Raw genomic sequence first — 13,089 nt, forward strand, 5'->3', positions numbered from 1 at the left:
CAGCGCCGCCTTGGGCGGCGGCGATGTCACTTTTTTCCATGCGGCCACGTCTTAGGGGCGTTGATGAACCCGAAGGAGCCCCGCATGGCCTACCCGACGAACCCCGCCCCCGCCTCCCTCTTCCCGCCCGCGCGGCCGCGTGGCGGCCTGGCCGGGCGCCTCATCGCCGCGCTGCTGCGCCCGCCGGTGACGGGGCGCATCGCCGCCTTCGAGCGGCGCTACCGCTACCGGATGGACTACGCGCGCCAGCTCTACGACGCCAGCCCCGCCGCCTTCTGGCAGCTGGCGAAGCTGTTCGGCATTGCCGGCGGCGTGCCGGGCCTGAGCCCGGCGATGCTGGTGGCCGCCAAGTTCGCCGCCACCCGGCGCGAGGACTGCGGCCCCTGCGCCCAGCTGGTGCTGGACCTGGCGCTGGAGGCCGGCGTGCCGGCCGCTGCGCTGCGCGCGCTGGTCGCCGGTGACGCCACGGCGATGCCCGAGGACATGCGCCTGGCCTGGCGCTATGCCGAGGCCGCGCTGGCGCGCGATCCCGAGTCCGAAACCCATGCGCGGGCGCTGGGCGAGCGCCTGGGGCCGCAGGCGGTGGCCGGCGTGGCGCTGGCGCTGAGCGTGGCGCGCACCTTCCCGACCCTGAAGTACGCGCTGGGCCATGGCCGCAGCTGCCAGCGCCTGGTCGTGGGCGCCGACAATGCCGGCGGCGGGGAGGCGCAGACACGATGATGAGCAGGGAGCAAGATCAACAAGCACAACAGGATTCAGCAGCCGGCCCGGACGCCGCGCCGGACCGATCGGCGGCCGCGCGCGCCCGGCGCTTCGACCGCGAGCATGCGCGCTCCCTGCGCGCGCTGGCCTACCGCATGCTCGGTTCGCGCGCCGAGGCGGAGGACATCGTGCAGGAGGCCTGGTTGCGCTGGGCCGAGGTGAACGAGGGCGAGGTGCGGCATGCCGGCGCCTTCCTGTCGCGCCTGGTCACCAACCTCTGCCTGGATCGGCTGCGCAGCCCGGCGCAGCAGCGCGAGCTCTATGTCGGCACCTGGCTGCCGGAGCCGCTGGTCGACGATCTGCAGGGTTGGCAGCCCGACCCGCAGAGCCAGGCCGAATATGCGCAGGAGCTGTCGCTGGCCTTCATGCTGGCGCTGGAGCGGCTGACGCCGCTGGAGCGCGCCGCCTTCGTGCTGCACGACGTGTTCGGGCTGGACTTCGAAGCGGTGGCCGGCCATCTGTCGCGCAGCGTCGCGGCCTGCCGCCAGCTCTCGCTGCGCGCGCGGGCCCATGTGAAGGCCGGCTATGCGCGGGTCAATCTGGAGGAGGTGGAGCGCCAGCGCCTGCTGCAGGCCTTTCTGTCCGCGCTGGCGAGCGGCGATGTGGACCGCCTGGCCAAGGTGCTGGCCGACGACGCGGTGCTGCTGGCCGACGGCGGCGGCAAGGTCAACGCCGTGCCCCGGCCGCTGCGGGGCGGCGCGCGCATCGCCAAGACCCTGGTCGGCTTCTCCAAGCTGGTCGATCTGGGCCAGCTGTGCCTGCAGCTGACACCTATCAATGGCCTGCCCGGCTATGTGCTGTTCGATGCCCGCGGCTGCGCGATCCAGAGCGTGGCGCTGGCGCCGCGGGCCGGCGACGGGCGGGTGCTGACGATCTATGTGCAGCTCAACCCCGACAAGCTGCGCCACCTGGCGCTGCCAAAGGATCTGGTGCCGATTTCCGAGCTCGATGTCACAAGCGGCCGGGCCATGTCGTCTTGAAGATGTGATCACGAAATTTCCTTCCACATCTTCTTCACTTCACGAGAAATCACGACCATGAGCCAGCAACACACCGCGTCTACCGAGCCCCGCATCAACTACATGAAGCAGTCGCCCGAGCTGTTCAAGAAGTTCCTGGACTTCAGCATGGCCATCGCGGCCGGCGGCAGCATCGAGGCGGGCCTGTCCCATCTGGTGGACATCCGCGCCTCGCAGCTCAACGGCTGCGCCTTCTGCCTGGACATGCATGTCAAGCAGGCCAAGATCCACGGCGAGCGCGAGCTGCGCCTGCACCATGTCGCGATCTGGCATGAATCGCAGCTGTTCAGCCCCCGCGAGCGCGCCGCGCTGGCCTGGACCGAGGCCCTGACCCGGCTCGAGGCGAGCGGCGTGTCCGATGTCGTCTACACCGAGGTGCGCGAGCAGTTCAGCGAGAAGGAGCTGAGCGACCTGACCTTCCGCGTGATGGCGATCAACGGCTGGAACCGCGTCAATGTGGCCTTCCGCAATGTGCCGGGTTCGCAGGACAAGGCCTTTGGTCTGGACAAGGCCGGCCTCGCCTGAGGTCCTCAGGCCTGCAGACGCAGGCGCGAGCCCACGCACATCAAGCGCATCACGTCCTCCGCGGCGCGCGCCAGCCAGGGCCGGGAGCGGGCCATCGACTCCTCCAGGGTGCAGGGCCGGTGCACGATGCTGGCGAAGGCGTCGATGCCATGGGCCAGGTTGTCGGTGGCGCCGCGCCCCAGGGTGCCGGCCAGGGCCACCACCGGCAGGCCCAGCAGCTTGGCGCGGCGCGCCACCTCGGCCGGCACCTTGCCGAAGGGGGTCTGCTCGTCCAGGCTGCCCTCGGCGGTGATGACCAGGTCGGCGCGCGCCATCAGGGCATCGAGCTCGAGATAGCGCATCACGATGTCGAAGCGCGGGTGCAGGGTTCCGCCCAGCAGCGCGGCAACACCCGACCCCAGGCCGCCGGAGGCGCCGGAGCCCGGCGCGCCGCCGATCGCGAGGCCGAGGTCGGCCTGGATGCGCGCGGCGTAGTTCTCCAGCGCCGCCTCCAGCTGCAGCACCTGCTCGGGCGTGGCGCCCTTCTGCGGGCCGAACACGCGGGCCACGCCGCGCTCGCCCAGCAGCTGGTTGTGCCAGTTGACCGCGGCGTCCAGCTGCACGCGGGCCAGCCTGGGGTCCAGCGCCGCCAGGTCGATGCGCGCCAGGCGCGCCAGCTCGGCGCCGCCGCGGCCGATCTGGGCGCCGTCGGCGTCGAGCAGCCGGGCGCCCAGGGCCTGGGCCATGCCGGCGCCGCCGTCATTGATGCCCGAATCGCCGCAGCCCAGCAGGATGCGCTGCGCGCCGGCGTCGAGCGCCGCGCGGATCAGCTCGCCGACGCCATGGCTGGTGGTCAGCATCGGGTTGCGGCGGTCGCGCGGCACCAGGCGCAGGCCGGCCGCGGCGGCCATCTCGATCACCGCGGTGCGCGGCCCGCTGCCGCCGAGGAAGCCGAAGAAGGCCGGCACCGGATCGCCGACCGGCCCGGTCACCGTCAGCCGCTGCAACCGACCGCCGGTGGCGCCGACCAGGGCCTCGGTGAAGCCCTCGCCGCCATCGGCCATCGGCGCCTTCAGCAGCACCGCCTCGGGCATCACGCGGCGCACGCCGGCGGCGATATGGTCGGCCACCTCCTGGGCGCTCAGGCTCTCCTTGAAGCCCGAGGGCGCGACCAGCACGGTCAAGGGTTGCTGGGTGTGGGTGATGATGCTTTTCTTCTTGCGCATGATGCGGCTGCTCCCGGTTCGTGGCGCGCGGGTCCCGAATGGCCCGCGCATGTCCAGAGGACGGGCGGGGCGGCCGGCTATTCCCTGCCGATACGCATCGATACAAAGAAGCAAAGAAAAGCTCAGAGACCCTGCAGCGGCCAGACGAACAGCGCGAACAGCCACAGCAGCGCGGCGAAGGCGGGCGCCAGCAGGGCCGCGAGCTTGAGCAGGTCCCGCGGCGCGCAGCCCGGCCCCTCGGCCCGTGCGAACAGGGCCACCGGCTTGGCGCTGACCGCCAGGGTCTGGCAGAAGCCGCTGCCCTGCACGCAGACGAAGATCAGCAGCGCCGCCTCGCCGCCGCCGGCCGCGGCCAGCGGCAGCGCCAGGGTCGGGATCAGCACCACCGCGCGCGCGGTGCGCGAGGTGATCAAGAGATGCGACAGCACCGACAGCAGCGCCGCCGCGCCCAGCAGCCAGGCCGGCGCGGCGCCGGCCAGCGGCAGCGCCTGCAGCGCCAGGCGCGACAGGGCCTGGGCCGCGCCGCTGTCCAGCAGTGCCTGGCCCATCACCGTGGTCGCCGCCAGGAACAGCAGCAGGTTCCACTCCAGCTTCTTCAGCGCCTGCGCCATGCCCATGCCGGTCAGCGGCCGGCAGGTCGCGGCCAGCGCGCCCAGCAGGGCCACCAGGGTGGCGTCGAGGCCCAGCCAGGGCCCGGCGATCCAGCCGGCGATGCTCAGCGCGGTGACGGCCAGCACGCCGCGCTGCGGTGCGCTGAGCGGCTCGCGCGGCGGCGCCGGCAGGCTCAGCGGCGCGGCGCGTTCGGCGGCCGTCAGGAACAGGCGCAGGATCAGCTCGGTGGCGCCCAGGCAGGCCAGCAGCGCAAAGGGCAGGGCCAGCGCCGCCCAGCGCAGGAAGTCGAGCCGAGGGCCGCCGCTGCGCTCGATGAAATCCAGCGCCACCAGATGCGCGCCCGCGCCCAGCAGCGAGGCGCCGGCCGACAGCAGGATCACGGTGGGGAACAGCAGGGCCAGGGCGCGCGCCAGGCGCGGCCGCTCGAGCGTGCGCGTCAGCGCTAGGAACAGCGGCAGCAGCAGCGCGGCGCGCGCCGAGGTGGAGGGGATGATGAAGGCGGTGGCCGCGATCACCCAGCAAAGCCGGCGGCACAGCCCGGCGGCGCTGCCGGCGCCGGTCACCGCGCGCAGCGCCGCGCGCTCGGCCAGGCCGCTGCCCTGCAGCACCGCGGACAGCACGAAGGCGCCCAGCAGCAGCCAGATCAGCTCGCTGCCCAGGCTGGCATAGAGGGTCTGGGTCGGCACGACGCCGCCGCCGACCAGGGCCAGGCAGGCCAGCAGGGCCACCGGCGTGTCATCCCAGCGCAGCAGGCTCCAGGCGATCAGCGCCAGCGCGAACACCAGCAGGGCCAGGCGCGCGGTCGGCGCCAGCCCGGGCAGGCCGAGCCAGATGCCGGCGGCGGCGGCCAGGGCCAGCAGCGCCGCCAGCGCGGGGCGGGTCCAGGCGCACGGCGACGATGGGGAGGAAAGCGCGGACGGCGGGGCGAGGCAGGTTTTGTCGTTCATGCCCCGGCATACGCGCCGCGCCGCGCCTTATTCCATCAATCCCTTATCAATCCATCCGGATCAGGCGCCGCAGGGGCGCTGCTGCGGGTTCATCTGCAGCAGCCCATGGCCATAGACCGGATCATGGCCCGGCTCGCCCAGGTCCTGGGCCTGGCTCAGCAGCAGGCGCTGCACGGCGGCCGGCGACTGGCCGCGGCGATGCATGAGGGTGGCGGCCGCAGCGGCGGTGACAAAGGGGGCGGCGAAGGAGGTGCCGCTGCGGGTGTCGATCGCACCGTCGGCATCGGCGGTCGGGAGGTCGACGCCGGGCGCCGCCAGGTCGACATGGTCGCCACGGCCGGCGCGGTGGTAGACCTCACGGCCCTCGCTGATGGCCGTCACCCCGATCACGCCCTCGTAGGCGGCGGGGTACTGCGGCACGGCGCGCGGCCCGCGGTTGCCGACCGCCGCCACCGTCACGATCTGGCGGCGGTGCACCCGCTCCAGCGCCTGTTCCAGCAGCTCGTTGGGCGCGCCGGCGAAGCTCATATTGATGACGCGGGCGCCCTGCGCGGCGAGCAGGTCCAGCGCGGCCACCAGGTCCCAGGCGTCCATGCGCTCGTCGCCCAGCCGGCCGCGATGGAAGGCGTCCACCGCGAGCAGGCGCGCGCGCGGCAGCAGGCCGCGCAGCTCCGGCGTCTGGCCTACCAGCAGGCCGGCCACCGCCGTGCCATGCGCGGGGTCGGAGGCCTGGCGCTTGTTGTCGGCCTGGCGCGGCGGCAGGGCCAGCAGCCGGATCGCGGCGCCTTGCAGCGAGGCATGGCCGGTGTCGACGCGGGTGTCGATCAGGCCGATGGTCGGCGCAGCCGCCGCGCATTGGCCGGGCCAGGCGATCAGGCGATGCGGCGGCGGCTGATGCTGATGCAGGGCCGCGGCGCTGCGGGTCTTGCTGTTGCTGCTGCTGCGGTAATGGTGGTTGCGGTCCGCCAGCACCTGGCCGTCGAGCGCGCGCAGCTCGGCCGGGGCATCGCTCAGCAGCGCGCGCAGCGGCATGCGCAGCAGCGCGACCGAGCCGCCCAGCAGCGCATTCGGGCGCTGGTCCAGCAGCACATAGCCGCGCCGCTGCAGTTCCGCCAGCTGCGCCGGGCCGAGGCCGGCCGCGATCAGCTCGCGAAAGGCCGCGTCGCCCTGTTGCTGCTGCATCGGCGCGTCGCCGCCGCCATCGCCGCTGCTGCCGACGCCGCCACTGCCATCGCCGCTGGCGCCGCCATCACCGTCGCCATCGTCCGCCTGGGCGGCGAAGCCGGGCGGAGCGCTGCCGGGCGCCCAGGGCAGCAGCAAGGGAGTCAGCGTGAGGCCCAGGCAGAGCAGCAGGCGGCGGCACTGGCGGGGCAGCAGGGCAGGGCGGTCGGGTCGAGTCATGCAGATGAAGAGTTACGCAATGCGGGGCTGGAGGAAGCCATGAGTCGATAGACTTCTGCCCCGACGTCTGGGCGCCGGGTTTATTCCGTAAGTCTAGAGGCGGGCAGAGGTGGGAATAGAAGCGCGGCTTGCGCGTCTTCGGGAGCGTTCCCAAGGGAAAAAAGGACAACAAGACCATGCAAGAAGACCTGGGCGCCGCGCTGGTGGCGGCCCTGCCCCGGCTGCGGCGCTATGCGCTGGCGCTGAGCCGCAGCGGCGATATCGCCGACGATCTGGTGCAGGGCGCCTGCGAGCGCGCGCTGGCCGCGCGCGGCCCGGCCGATGCCGAGACGCCGCTGCTGGCCTGGCTGTTCACCATCATCCGCAACCTCTGGCTGGACCGGCTGCGCCGCAAGCAGACCGAGGGCGTGCAGACCGATATCGACGAGCAGGCCGAGCTGCTGAGCGGCGCCGGCAGCGAGGACGAGCGAGTCGATGCGCGGCGCCGGCTCGAGAAGGTGCAGCGGGCGCTGGAGCGCCTGCCCGGCGAGCAGCGCGAGCTGATGCTGCTGATCTGCGTCGAGGAGCTGTCCTACAAGGAGGCGGCGGCCGTCACCGGCGTGCCGATCGGCACCGTGATGAGCCGGCTGGCGCGGGCGCGGGTGCGGCTGGCCGAGCTGGCCGGCCTGTCGGGAGCCGCGGCGGCGGCGAGTGCGGCCTGAGGGCAAGAAGAAGAGGCAATGGACACAACTATGGACAACAGCAAGACCTGGAGCGACGAGCAGCTTGCCGCCTATGCGGACGGTGCGCTGGACGCCGCGCAAGCGAGCGCGCTGGAGGCCGCGCTGGAGGCCGATGCGGCGCTGGCCGAGCGCGTGGCCCTGATGTTCGAGACCCGCGAGCTGGGTCGGCAGGCCTTCGACGCCCAGCTGGACGAGACGCCGGTGCCGGCGGCGCTGCGCGCCTCGGTCGAGGCGATGGTGGCGCAGGACCGGGCGGCGCGTGCGCGCGCCGAGTCGCAGCAGGCGCCCGCCACGCCGGCGCGCCGGCCCGCTGCCGCCGCGCCCCGCCAGTCCTGGTGGCGCGGGCTGCTGCAGCAGCTGGGCGGTGGTGGTGCCTATGCGCTGCCGGCCGGGGCGCTGGCCTCGGTGCTGTTCGGCACGCTGGGCTATCTGCTGGGCAGCGGCGGCGGGCTCGGTGGGCGTGATGGCGGCGGCGGTGACGAGCCGGCCGCGCTGGCGGTGGTCGGCAAGCCCGCGGCACCGGCGCTGGCTGCGCTGCTGGACCGGCTGCCGAGCGGGCAGCAGCAGGCCAACGGTCCGGCGCAGCAGGCCGTGGTCGTCGCGATGGTGGCGAGCTACCGCGATGCGGGCGGGGCGCTGTGCCGCGACTTCTCGGTCGAGCCCGGCCAGGCGCCCCGGGTGGAAGCGGTGGCCTGCCGTGCGGGTGAAGCCGGCCCCTGGCAGGTCCGCTTCGCCGCGCTGGCGGAGACCGATGCACAGGGCGGCGGCTTCACGCCGGCCTCGCCGCATTCCGCGCTGGACAGCTATCTGGCCAGCATCGGCGCGGGCAAGCCGCTGGACGCGGCGGCGGAACGGGCGGCGCTGGCGGGGAAATGATGATGAAGGGGAAGGGCGGGCCGGCGATGGAATAAATCGCGCGCCTGCACGTCACCAGGGCTGGACCGGGCGCCTCCTTGTCGGCGCCGCGGGTGTTTTGCAACCGCATCAGCCATGAGTGACGATCCATGCTCAGACCCTCTTCAGCCTTCTTCTCTTTCCTCATCTTCCGCGGCGCTCGCGCGGCGGGCCTGCTCCTGGCCGCGCTTGCGCTTGGCGGCTGTGCCACCGCGCCGCAGCAGGCCGTGCTCTACCCGCGCGCCGCGGATGGCTCCAGCCATGCCGCGGCGGCCAAGGAGCGCGCGGCCAGCGCCCTGCAGGGCTGCGAGCAGCGGGCGCAGGCCGATGTCGGCCGCAACGAGCGCAGCCTGAGCCGCAAGGAAGGCCGCGCCATGCTGACCGAGGGCCTGTCCGAGGCGGCCGAGACCGCCACCGCGGGCCTGATCAAGAACTCCGGCAATCTGCTGCGCGGCACCATCGCCGGCGGCGTCGGCGGCCTGGTCGGCGCCGCGGTCAAGGTCGGCGCCGACTGGAACCAGGCCGACCGGGTCTACGAGAAATATGTCGAGCACTGCATGAAGGAGCGCGGGCATGTGGTGCTGGGGTGGCGCTGAGCCGCGGGCGCAGGCTGCACTTCATTCCAGGCGCTCGCCTCGCGCGCAGGCCTCGACCAGCTTGGCCAGCCGCGCCGCGCGGGTCTCGGCCTTCTTGGCGCTGCAGATCCAGTGCAGCAGGGTCTTGCGGTAGCTGGGCGGTGTGCCCTCGTTGAAGAAGGTCCAGGCCGCCTGGTCGCGCCGGAAAGCGCGCTCCTCGGCCGGGCTCAGCGCCGCGGCCGCCTGCTGTTGCTGCTGTCGCAGCTGCGGGTCCTGCTCGTAGGAATACACGGCCGAGCGTTCGGCCCTGCGCAGCGCAAAGGCCGCCAGCCCGGCCGGCGTCATGCGGCCCTCGGCCTGCAGGCGCTCGACCTTGTCGATATTGACCCGGCTCCAGATCGAGCCGGGCCGGCGCGGCGTGAAGCGGATCTGGTAATGCGCGTCGTCGATGCGCTTGCGCACCCCGTCGATCCAGCCGAAGCACAGCGCCTCGTCGACCGATTCGGGCCAGCGCAGGCCCACATCGTCGCCGCCGCTTCTTCTTGTTGTGGTCACCTTGCGAAAGCCGACGATCACCTCGGCGGCCGTCGCGGCATGCGCCTGCAGCCAATCGCGCCAGGCGCGGGCATCGGCGAAGTAGCGTGGCGACGAGCCGCTGGGGTCGGTCAAGACGTCACCGCGTCCTGCTTGGCCTTCGCCAGCCGCGCGGCCAGTTCGGCCGAGGAGGCCAGGCTGGCACCGGCCGCGGCCAGCGTGGCGTTGACCTGGTCGCGGATCTCGGCCGGGCCCTGCTCCTCGGTCGGCCAGGTGCTGTGCCCGTCCTGCGCCAGCTGTACCCGGTAGCCCAGCTGCAGTGCTGATTGCGTGGCATGGCTGACGCAGTACTCGCTCTGCAGGCCGCAGATCACCAGATCGGTGAGGCCCTGGGCCTTCAGCCGCGCGTCGAGATCGGTGTTCTCGAAGGCGCTGAACGCGTACTTGCGCAGCGTGCTCTCGCGCTCGCCCTGAGGTTGCAGCGATTCATGCAGCTGCCAGTGGACCGAGCCCTCCTCGAAGGGCGCGCGCGGATCGCTCTCGCAATGCTGGACGAAGACGATGGGATGCCCGCCGGCGCGGGCCGCCTCGACCAGCAACTGCGCGTTGCCGACGAAGCGTTCGGCCGCATCGATCGGCGGGCAGCGGACCCCGTCGAAAGCGCCGCGCTGGATGTCGATGACGAGAAGGGCTGTGCTGCTCATGATGGGTGGGGGCTCCGAGGTTGGTGGCTGGCGTGGTGATCGTTCGTCTGTTCGATCAAGCGATCAAGGCTTCGCAGTGTGCGTGGGGCTACCGACAGCGTGGTGGCAGTAGGCGACGCAGCGAAAGATCGCCGGCCCGGCCTGCTTTTTTTTTCTGACTACACCGGCCGATGCTCGGTGCCGGCACCCGGCGTGATGAAGAGCAGGGTGGTGGGCTGCTCAGTCTTGGCCGTATGCCAGACGCCGCGCGGCACCAGCACATAGGCGCCCACGCTGTCCAGCGGGATGGCGCGTTCGCCGCCCGGCTCGTCCAGCACCAGGGTGGCCGCGCCGCTGAGCAGCATGACCAGTTCCTCGCCCGCGGGATGGCGCTCCCAGCTGGACCAGGGCTCGGAGAAGCTGAAGGCCGTCATCAGCCGGCCCTGCTCCAGCTCGGGATAGGCGCCCTGGGCCAGCGCCGGCCAGAAGTCGGCCGTCAGCGGCCGCAGGGTGGCCCGGCCACCGTCCTGCAGATGCACATAGGCGTGAAGAATGTCTTCGGCTTCCGGATCTGGCATGGCGTCTTCTCCCGGCGGTGCTGGCCGCGCAGTGTCGCTGAAGGCGGATCGGCCCGGGCCGAAAGCCATGGCCCCGACGGCGCGGGCCGCGCTTCCTACTCGAACACCGGGCGAAAGAAGCTGCGCTCGTAGCTGAGGATGCAGCGGGCCTCCTCCGCGTACTTGAAGGCCGCCTGGCATTCCGGATCCGCGAAGGACTTGCGCCGGTAGTCCTCGTAGGCCGCCAGCGAGGGGAAGGAGAAGGAGGCCAGCGCGATATTGTTGGCGCCCTCCGAGGGCAGCAGATAGCCATGGTGGATGCCGCCGAACTTCCGGACGAGCGGGATCCAGGTCTTGCCGTAATGCTCGAACTCCCGGAGCTTGCCGGGATCGATCACATAGCGAAGGTGGCAGGTAATCATCGGGTGGACGTTCCTCAGGTGGTACAGGATGCCGTAGAAGGTGAGTCTATGTCGCAAGCCCAGGGGCTCCGTCAGACTGCGGTACTCGCGCCGAGCTTGGCCAGCGGCACCCAGCCGGAGGCCGCGCCGTTCGGGGTCTCGCACCAGGACCATCCATTCAAGGTCCGGCTGCCCAGCAGCAGGTCGCCTGCCCGCACATCGAGCTCTCTCGCCGTGTAATCCTCGCGTGCCCGGGCGGTCCTGGTCGTCGTGCTTTTTTCTTCTTCTTCGCCGATGTACTCGATGATCTGCGCCGGCACCCAGCCGCCCTGCTGTCCCGGCGTTTCGCAGAAGAACCAGTCGTCCCAGCCTTCGGGGCCCTCGTAGCGCTCCCCGACCGAAAGCGGCGCACCCTTGCGGAAGGTGATGGGCTCGGGGTACTCACTGCTGTGATCCTGGAGGACGAGGTACTGCTGCACAAGTGCCATGAGGGGGCCGGGTTGAAGAGGTGGTGGGAAAAAACCGTTGCCGGGAATTCTAGAAAAATGAACTTTCCCAGCTATCGAGTCTTGCTCGACGCCAGCACGCAAGCCAGGCTCAGCGAGCGGACCTCGTAGCCCAGCTCGTCCACATAGAGCCGTTGCGCCGCCTCGTTGAAGGCCCAGACGTTCAGGCGTATCTCGTGCCCGCCCCGGGCCCGGACCCAGTCATGGGCCCGCTGCATCAGCCCGCTGCCGATGCCCCGGCCGCGATGCTGCGGGGCGACCGAGACGGACCCGACGCGGCCGAAGCGCAGCGGCTGCAGCAGGCTGTGCGACTCCGTGGCCACCGCCACCGTCACGAAGCCGACCACCTGGCCGTCCAGCTCGGCGACGAAGAGCTGCCGGTCGCCACAGGTCTCGCCATCATCATCGTCGTTGCCGCAGGCCAGCGACGCCGCCCAATGCGCCCGGTCGCGCTCGGGTTCCCCGCGGCCCGCGAACACATGGGGATGGGCCTCATGGTGGATGGCGTTCACCTCGTGGCCGAGGGCGCAGATCGCGGGGAGGTCGTCGGGAGTGGCGGGGCGGATGGAGGCGGGCAGCGGCCAGGTCATGCGTCGTCACCTTGTGAAGCCGAGGTAGAGATGCGCCAGCAGGGCCGCGCCTGCCAGGCAGCAGCCCAGGTGCAGTGCGATCCAGCGGAAGAGCTGGTAGTGCCGCTCGGTGTTCCTCTTGTCGTAGTGGTCGATGACCTCGGACAGCAGTACAACTGCCCCGACCAACAGGGCTGCACTCATCAGCCAGGCCGGGCCGCCTTGAAGGATGCCGATGCGCAAGCTACGACCGGTCAGGCTCAAGCGATTCGTCAGCAGGCCGAGGATTCCGGTAGACGAGCAAGCCAAGGCCCAGCGCGGCGCACCACAAGCGTTCGTGGAGGGTAAAGAAGTTGGGTGTGGAGGGCGATGCGGTGGGAGGGGTGCTGGCCGCATCGACGCGTGCATGCAGCCCCCTTCGGTGAGATCGTCGCGCCCTTGTCACGACCGGGCTCGCGCCAGCGCGCCGTTGGCGCGGCGTATGAACACCCAGTGCCAGACCCAGAAACCGATGGCCAGCAAGCCCGCGGCCGAGCCCAGCTGGTTCGGGATGAGCGAGACGATCTGCGCCGAGCACCAGCCAAGACCCGACACCATGCCGAAGGACTTGAAGCCGGCGAGCGCTGCCGGGTTGGTGGCGGCCTCGGCCTTCAACGACCGGGCCACATTGGCGACGATGAAGAAGTCCTCGATGAAGTTGTAGGGCAGCAGGAACATCAGCCAGACGCTCTGGGGCCTGACGCCCTTTCTCGACGCGGGCGACACCAGCTTGAGCGTCTTGATGAGGTCCAGCGCGTAGAAGAGGATCAGCAGCAGGAACACTGCGATGACCAGCGCAGACCCGACCGGGCCGAACATCTGCAACTCGCCGAGGATGCCGGCGGCGGGGGCGTCCGGGGGCGCGAAGATGAACGGGTAGGCGAGGCCGATCCCGATGGGGATGCTGAGGAGGGCTTTGAGGAGGGTGAGGGTGACGCTTCTCACGGCTGGCAATGTTGAGGCTGAACTGCGGGCGGCGACTTGCCGCCATGAGTAGGCTCGAGCAACTGGTTAGCGCGCATTGATCTCGAGCCGGCTTGATTCACGACGATGGACTCTGTGAGTTTGCATATGGGACTAGCAAACTTATCGACGGCAGCTGAGGCTTGTATCGCACCGGCATCTTGCTGCCAACTGG

Annotated in this window: 17 protein-coding genes; 6 read left to right on the top strand and 11 right to left on the bottom strand. The window is 71.2% G+C overall.

The annotated features are described in order from the left end of the window. Positions 1–84: 84 nt before the first annotated feature. From G8A07_RS01185 to G8A07_RS01195, 3 genes are read left to right on the top strand one after another with little or no spacing between them, the layout of a single operon-like run. Positions 85–720 carry a hypothetical protein gene (locus G8A07_RS01185; protein ID WP_195795321.1) on the top strand — a complete coding sequence of 212 codons (636 nt, stop codon included), beginning with the start codon at positions 85–87 and terminating at the stop codon, positions 718–720. Then, positions 717–1,742 carry an RNA polymerase sigma factor SigJ gene (gene sigJ / locus G8A07_RS01190; protein ID WP_249937187.1) on the top strand — a complete coding sequence of 342 codons (1,026 nt, stop codon included), beginning with the start codon at positions 717–719 and terminating at the stop codon, positions 1,740–1,742. The genes G8A07_RS01185 and sigJ overlap by 4 nt, the downstream gene beginning before the upstream one ends. A gap of 57 nt (positions 1,743–1,799) precedes the next feature. Continuing rightward, positions 1,800–2,306, top strand: a complete 507-nt coding sequence (locus tag G8A07_RS01195) for a carboxymuconolactone decarboxylase family protein (protein ID WP_195795322.1) — start codon at positions 1,800–1,802, stop codon at positions 2,304–2,306. 5 nt (positions 2,307–2,311) lie between these two features. On the opposite strand, the gene G8A07_RS01200 is transcribed toward G8A07_RS01195, so the two are convergent. The 3 genes from G8A07_RS01200 to G8A07_RS01210 form a co-directional block, all read right to left on the bottom strand. Further along, positions 2,312–3,511 carry a glycerate kinase gene (locus tag G8A07_RS01200; protein WP_195795323.1) on the bottom strand — a complete coding sequence of 400 codons (1,200 nt, stop codon included), beginning with the start codon at positions 3,509–3,511 and terminating at the stop codon, positions 2,312–2,314. A 122-nt stretch (positions 3,512–3,633) separates the two neighbouring features. Next, on the bottom strand, positions 3,634–5,070 hold the full coding sequence (locus tag G8A07_RS01205; RefSeq protein WP_195795324.1) for an SLC13 family permease: 1,437 nt from the start codon (positions 5,068–5,070) through the stop codon (positions 3,634–3,636). A 60-nt stretch (positions 5,071–5,130) separates the two neighbouring features. Further along, on the bottom strand, positions 5,131–6,471 hold the full coding sequence (locus G8A07_RS01210; RefSeq protein ID WP_195795325.1) for a S8 family serine peptidase: 1,341 nt from the start codon (positions 6,469–6,471) through the stop codon (positions 5,131–5,133). A gap of 176 nt (positions 6,472–6,647) precedes the next feature. Here G8A07_RS01210 and G8A07_RS01215 point away from each other — a divergent pair, with 176 nt between their 5' ends. From G8A07_RS01215 to G8A07_RS01225, 3 genes are all read left to right on the top strand, one after another. Then, positions 6,648–7,172, top strand: a complete 525-nt coding sequence (locus G8A07_RS01215; protein ID WP_195795326.1) for an RNA polymerase sigma factor — start codon at positions 6,648–6,650, stop codon at positions 7,170–7,172. A gap of 18 nt (positions 7,173–7,190) precedes the next feature. After that, a complete protein-coding gene (locus tag G8A07_RS01220) occupies positions 7,191–8,069 on the top strand; it encodes a hypothetical protein (RefSeq protein WP_195795327.1) in 879 nt (292 codons plus the stop codon). Between the two features lie 128 nt (positions 8,070–8,197). Then, complete coding sequence (locus G8A07_RS01225; protein ID WP_195795328.1) at positions 8,198–8,683, top strand: hypothetical protein; 486 nt, start codon at positions 8,198–8,200, stop codon at positions 8,681–8,683. Positions 8,684–8,704: 21 nt separating this feature from the next. On the opposite strand, the gene G8A07_RS01230 is transcribed toward G8A07_RS01225, so the two are convergent. The 8 genes from G8A07_RS01230 to G8A07_RS01265 all read right to left on the bottom strand — a co-directional run bounded on the left by G8A07_RS01230 (position 8,705) and on the right by G8A07_RS01265 (position 12,896). Beyond that, entirely contained in the window at positions 8,705–9,331 is a 627-nt protein-coding gene (locus G8A07_RS01230; RefSeq protein ID WP_195795329.1) for a YdeI family protein, read from the bottom strand. After that, positions 9,328–9,900: an isochorismatase family protein gene (locus G8A07_RS01235; RefSeq protein WP_195795330.1), complete on the bottom strand. Its 573-nt coding sequence runs from the start codon at positions 9,898–9,900 to the stop codon at positions 9,328–9,330. The genes G8A07_RS01230 and G8A07_RS01235 overlap by 4 nt, the downstream gene beginning before the upstream one ends. 158 nt (positions 9,901–10,058) lie before the next feature. Next, positions 10,059–10,457, bottom strand: coding sequence for a cupin domain-containing protein (locus G8A07_RS01240; protein ID WP_195795331.1), 399 nt, complete (start codon positions 10,455–10,457; stop codon positions 10,059–10,061). Between the two features lie 95 nt (positions 10,458–10,552). Beyond that, positions 10,553–10,858: an NIPSNAP family protein gene (locus G8A07_RS01245; RefSeq protein WP_195797534.1), complete on the bottom strand. Its 306-nt coding sequence runs from the start codon at positions 10,856–10,858 to the stop codon at positions 10,553–10,555. 71 nt (positions 10,859–10,929) lie between these two features. Next, the gene (locus G8A07_RS01250; protein ID WP_195795332.1) at positions 10,930–11,325 is read right to left on the bottom strand and encodes an SH3 domain-containing protein; all 396 of its coding nucleotides are present in this window, start codon (positions 11,323–11,325) and stop codon (positions 10,930–10,932) included. Positions 11,326–11,396: 71 nt separating this feature from the next. Further along, on the bottom strand, positions 11,397–11,933 hold the full coding sequence (locus G8A07_RS01255) for a GNAT family N-acetyltransferase (RefSeq protein ID WP_195795333.1): 537 nt from the start codon (positions 11,931–11,933) through the stop codon (positions 11,397–11,399). Positions 11,934–11,939: 6 nt separating this feature from the next. Beyond that, positions 11,940–12,176, bottom strand: a complete 237-nt coding sequence (locus tag G8A07_RS01260; RefSeq protein ID WP_195795334.1) for a hypothetical protein — start codon at positions 12,174–12,176, stop codon at positions 11,940–11,942. A 177-nt stretch (positions 12,177–12,353) separates the two neighbouring features. Continuing rightward, positions 12,354–12,896 (bottom strand): hypothetical protein, encoded by a 543-nt coding sequence (locus G8A07_RS01265; RefSeq protein ID WP_195795335.1) that lies wholly within the window; start codon positions 12,894–12,896, stop codon positions 12,354–12,356. Between the last annotated feature and the right edge of the window lie 193 nt (positions 12,897–13,089).

The sequence above is a fragment of the Roseateles sp. DAIF2 genome, assembly GCF_015624425.1.
Classification (GTDB): domain Bacteria; phylum Pseudomonadota; class Gammaproteobacteria; order Burkholderiales; family Burkholderiaceae_C; genus Kinneretia.

What these genes read in the sequence shown, in the direction of transcription:
- G8A07_RS01220 (WP_195795327.1), top strand. Translation starts at nt 7,191, where the DNA reads ATGGACACAACTATGGACAACAGCAAGACCTGGAGCGACGAGCAGCTT.
- G8A07_RS01255 (WP_195795333.1), bottom strand. Translation starts at nt 11,933, where the DNA reads ATGACCTGGCCGCTGCCCGCCTCCATCCGCCCCGCCACTCCCGACGAC.
- G8A07_RS01240 (WP_195795331.1), bottom strand. Translation starts at nt 10,457, where the DNA reads ATGCCAGATCCGGAAGCCGAAGACATTCTTCACGCCTATGTGCATCTG.
- G8A07_RS01225 (WP_195795328.1), top strand. Translation starts at nt 8,198, where the DNA reads ATGCTCAGACCCTCTTCAGCCTTCTTCTCTTTCCTCATCTTCCGCGGC.
- G8A07_RS01200 (WP_195795323.1), bottom strand. Translation starts at nt 3,511, where the DNA reads ATGCGCAAGAAGAAAAGCATCATCACCCACACCCAGCAACCCTTGACC.
- G8A07_RS01235 (WP_195795330.1), bottom strand. Translation starts at nt 9,900, where the DNA reads ATGAGCAGCACAGCCCTTCTCGTCATCGACATCCAGCGCGGCGCTTTC.
- G8A07_RS01185 (WP_195795321.1), top strand. Translation starts at nt 85, where the DNA reads ATGGCCTACCCGACGAACCCCGCCCCCGCCTCCCTCTTCCCGCCCGCG.
- G8A07_RS01245 (WP_195797534.1), bottom strand. Translation starts at nt 10,858, where the DNA reads ATGATTACCTGCCACCTTCGCTATGTGATCGATCCCGGCAAGCTCCGG.
- G8A07_RS01205 (WP_195795324.1), bottom strand. Translation starts at nt 5,070, where the DNA reads ATGAACGACAAAACCTGCCTCGCCCCGCCGTCCGCGCTTTCCTCCCCA.
- G8A07_RS01215 (WP_195795326.1), top strand. Translation starts at nt 6,648, where the DNA reads ATGCAAGAAGACCTGGGCGCCGCGCTGGTGGCGGCCCTGCCCCGGCTG.
- G8A07_RS01195 (WP_195795322.1), top strand. Translation starts at nt 1,800, where the DNA reads ATGAGCCAGCAACACACCGCGTCTACCGAGCCCCGCATCAACTACATG.
- sigJ (WP_249937187.1), top strand. Translation starts at nt 717, where the DNA reads ATGATGAGCAGGGAGCAAGATCAACAAGCACAACAGGATTCAGCAGCC.
- G8A07_RS01250 (WP_195795332.1), bottom strand. Translation starts at nt 11,325, where the DNA reads ATGGCACTTGTGCAGCAGTACCTCGTCCTCCAGGATCACAGCAGTGAG.
- G8A07_RS01210 (WP_195795325.1), bottom strand. Translation starts at nt 6,471, where the DNA reads ATGACTCGACCCGACCGCCCTGCCCTGCTGCCCCGCCAGTGCCGCCGC.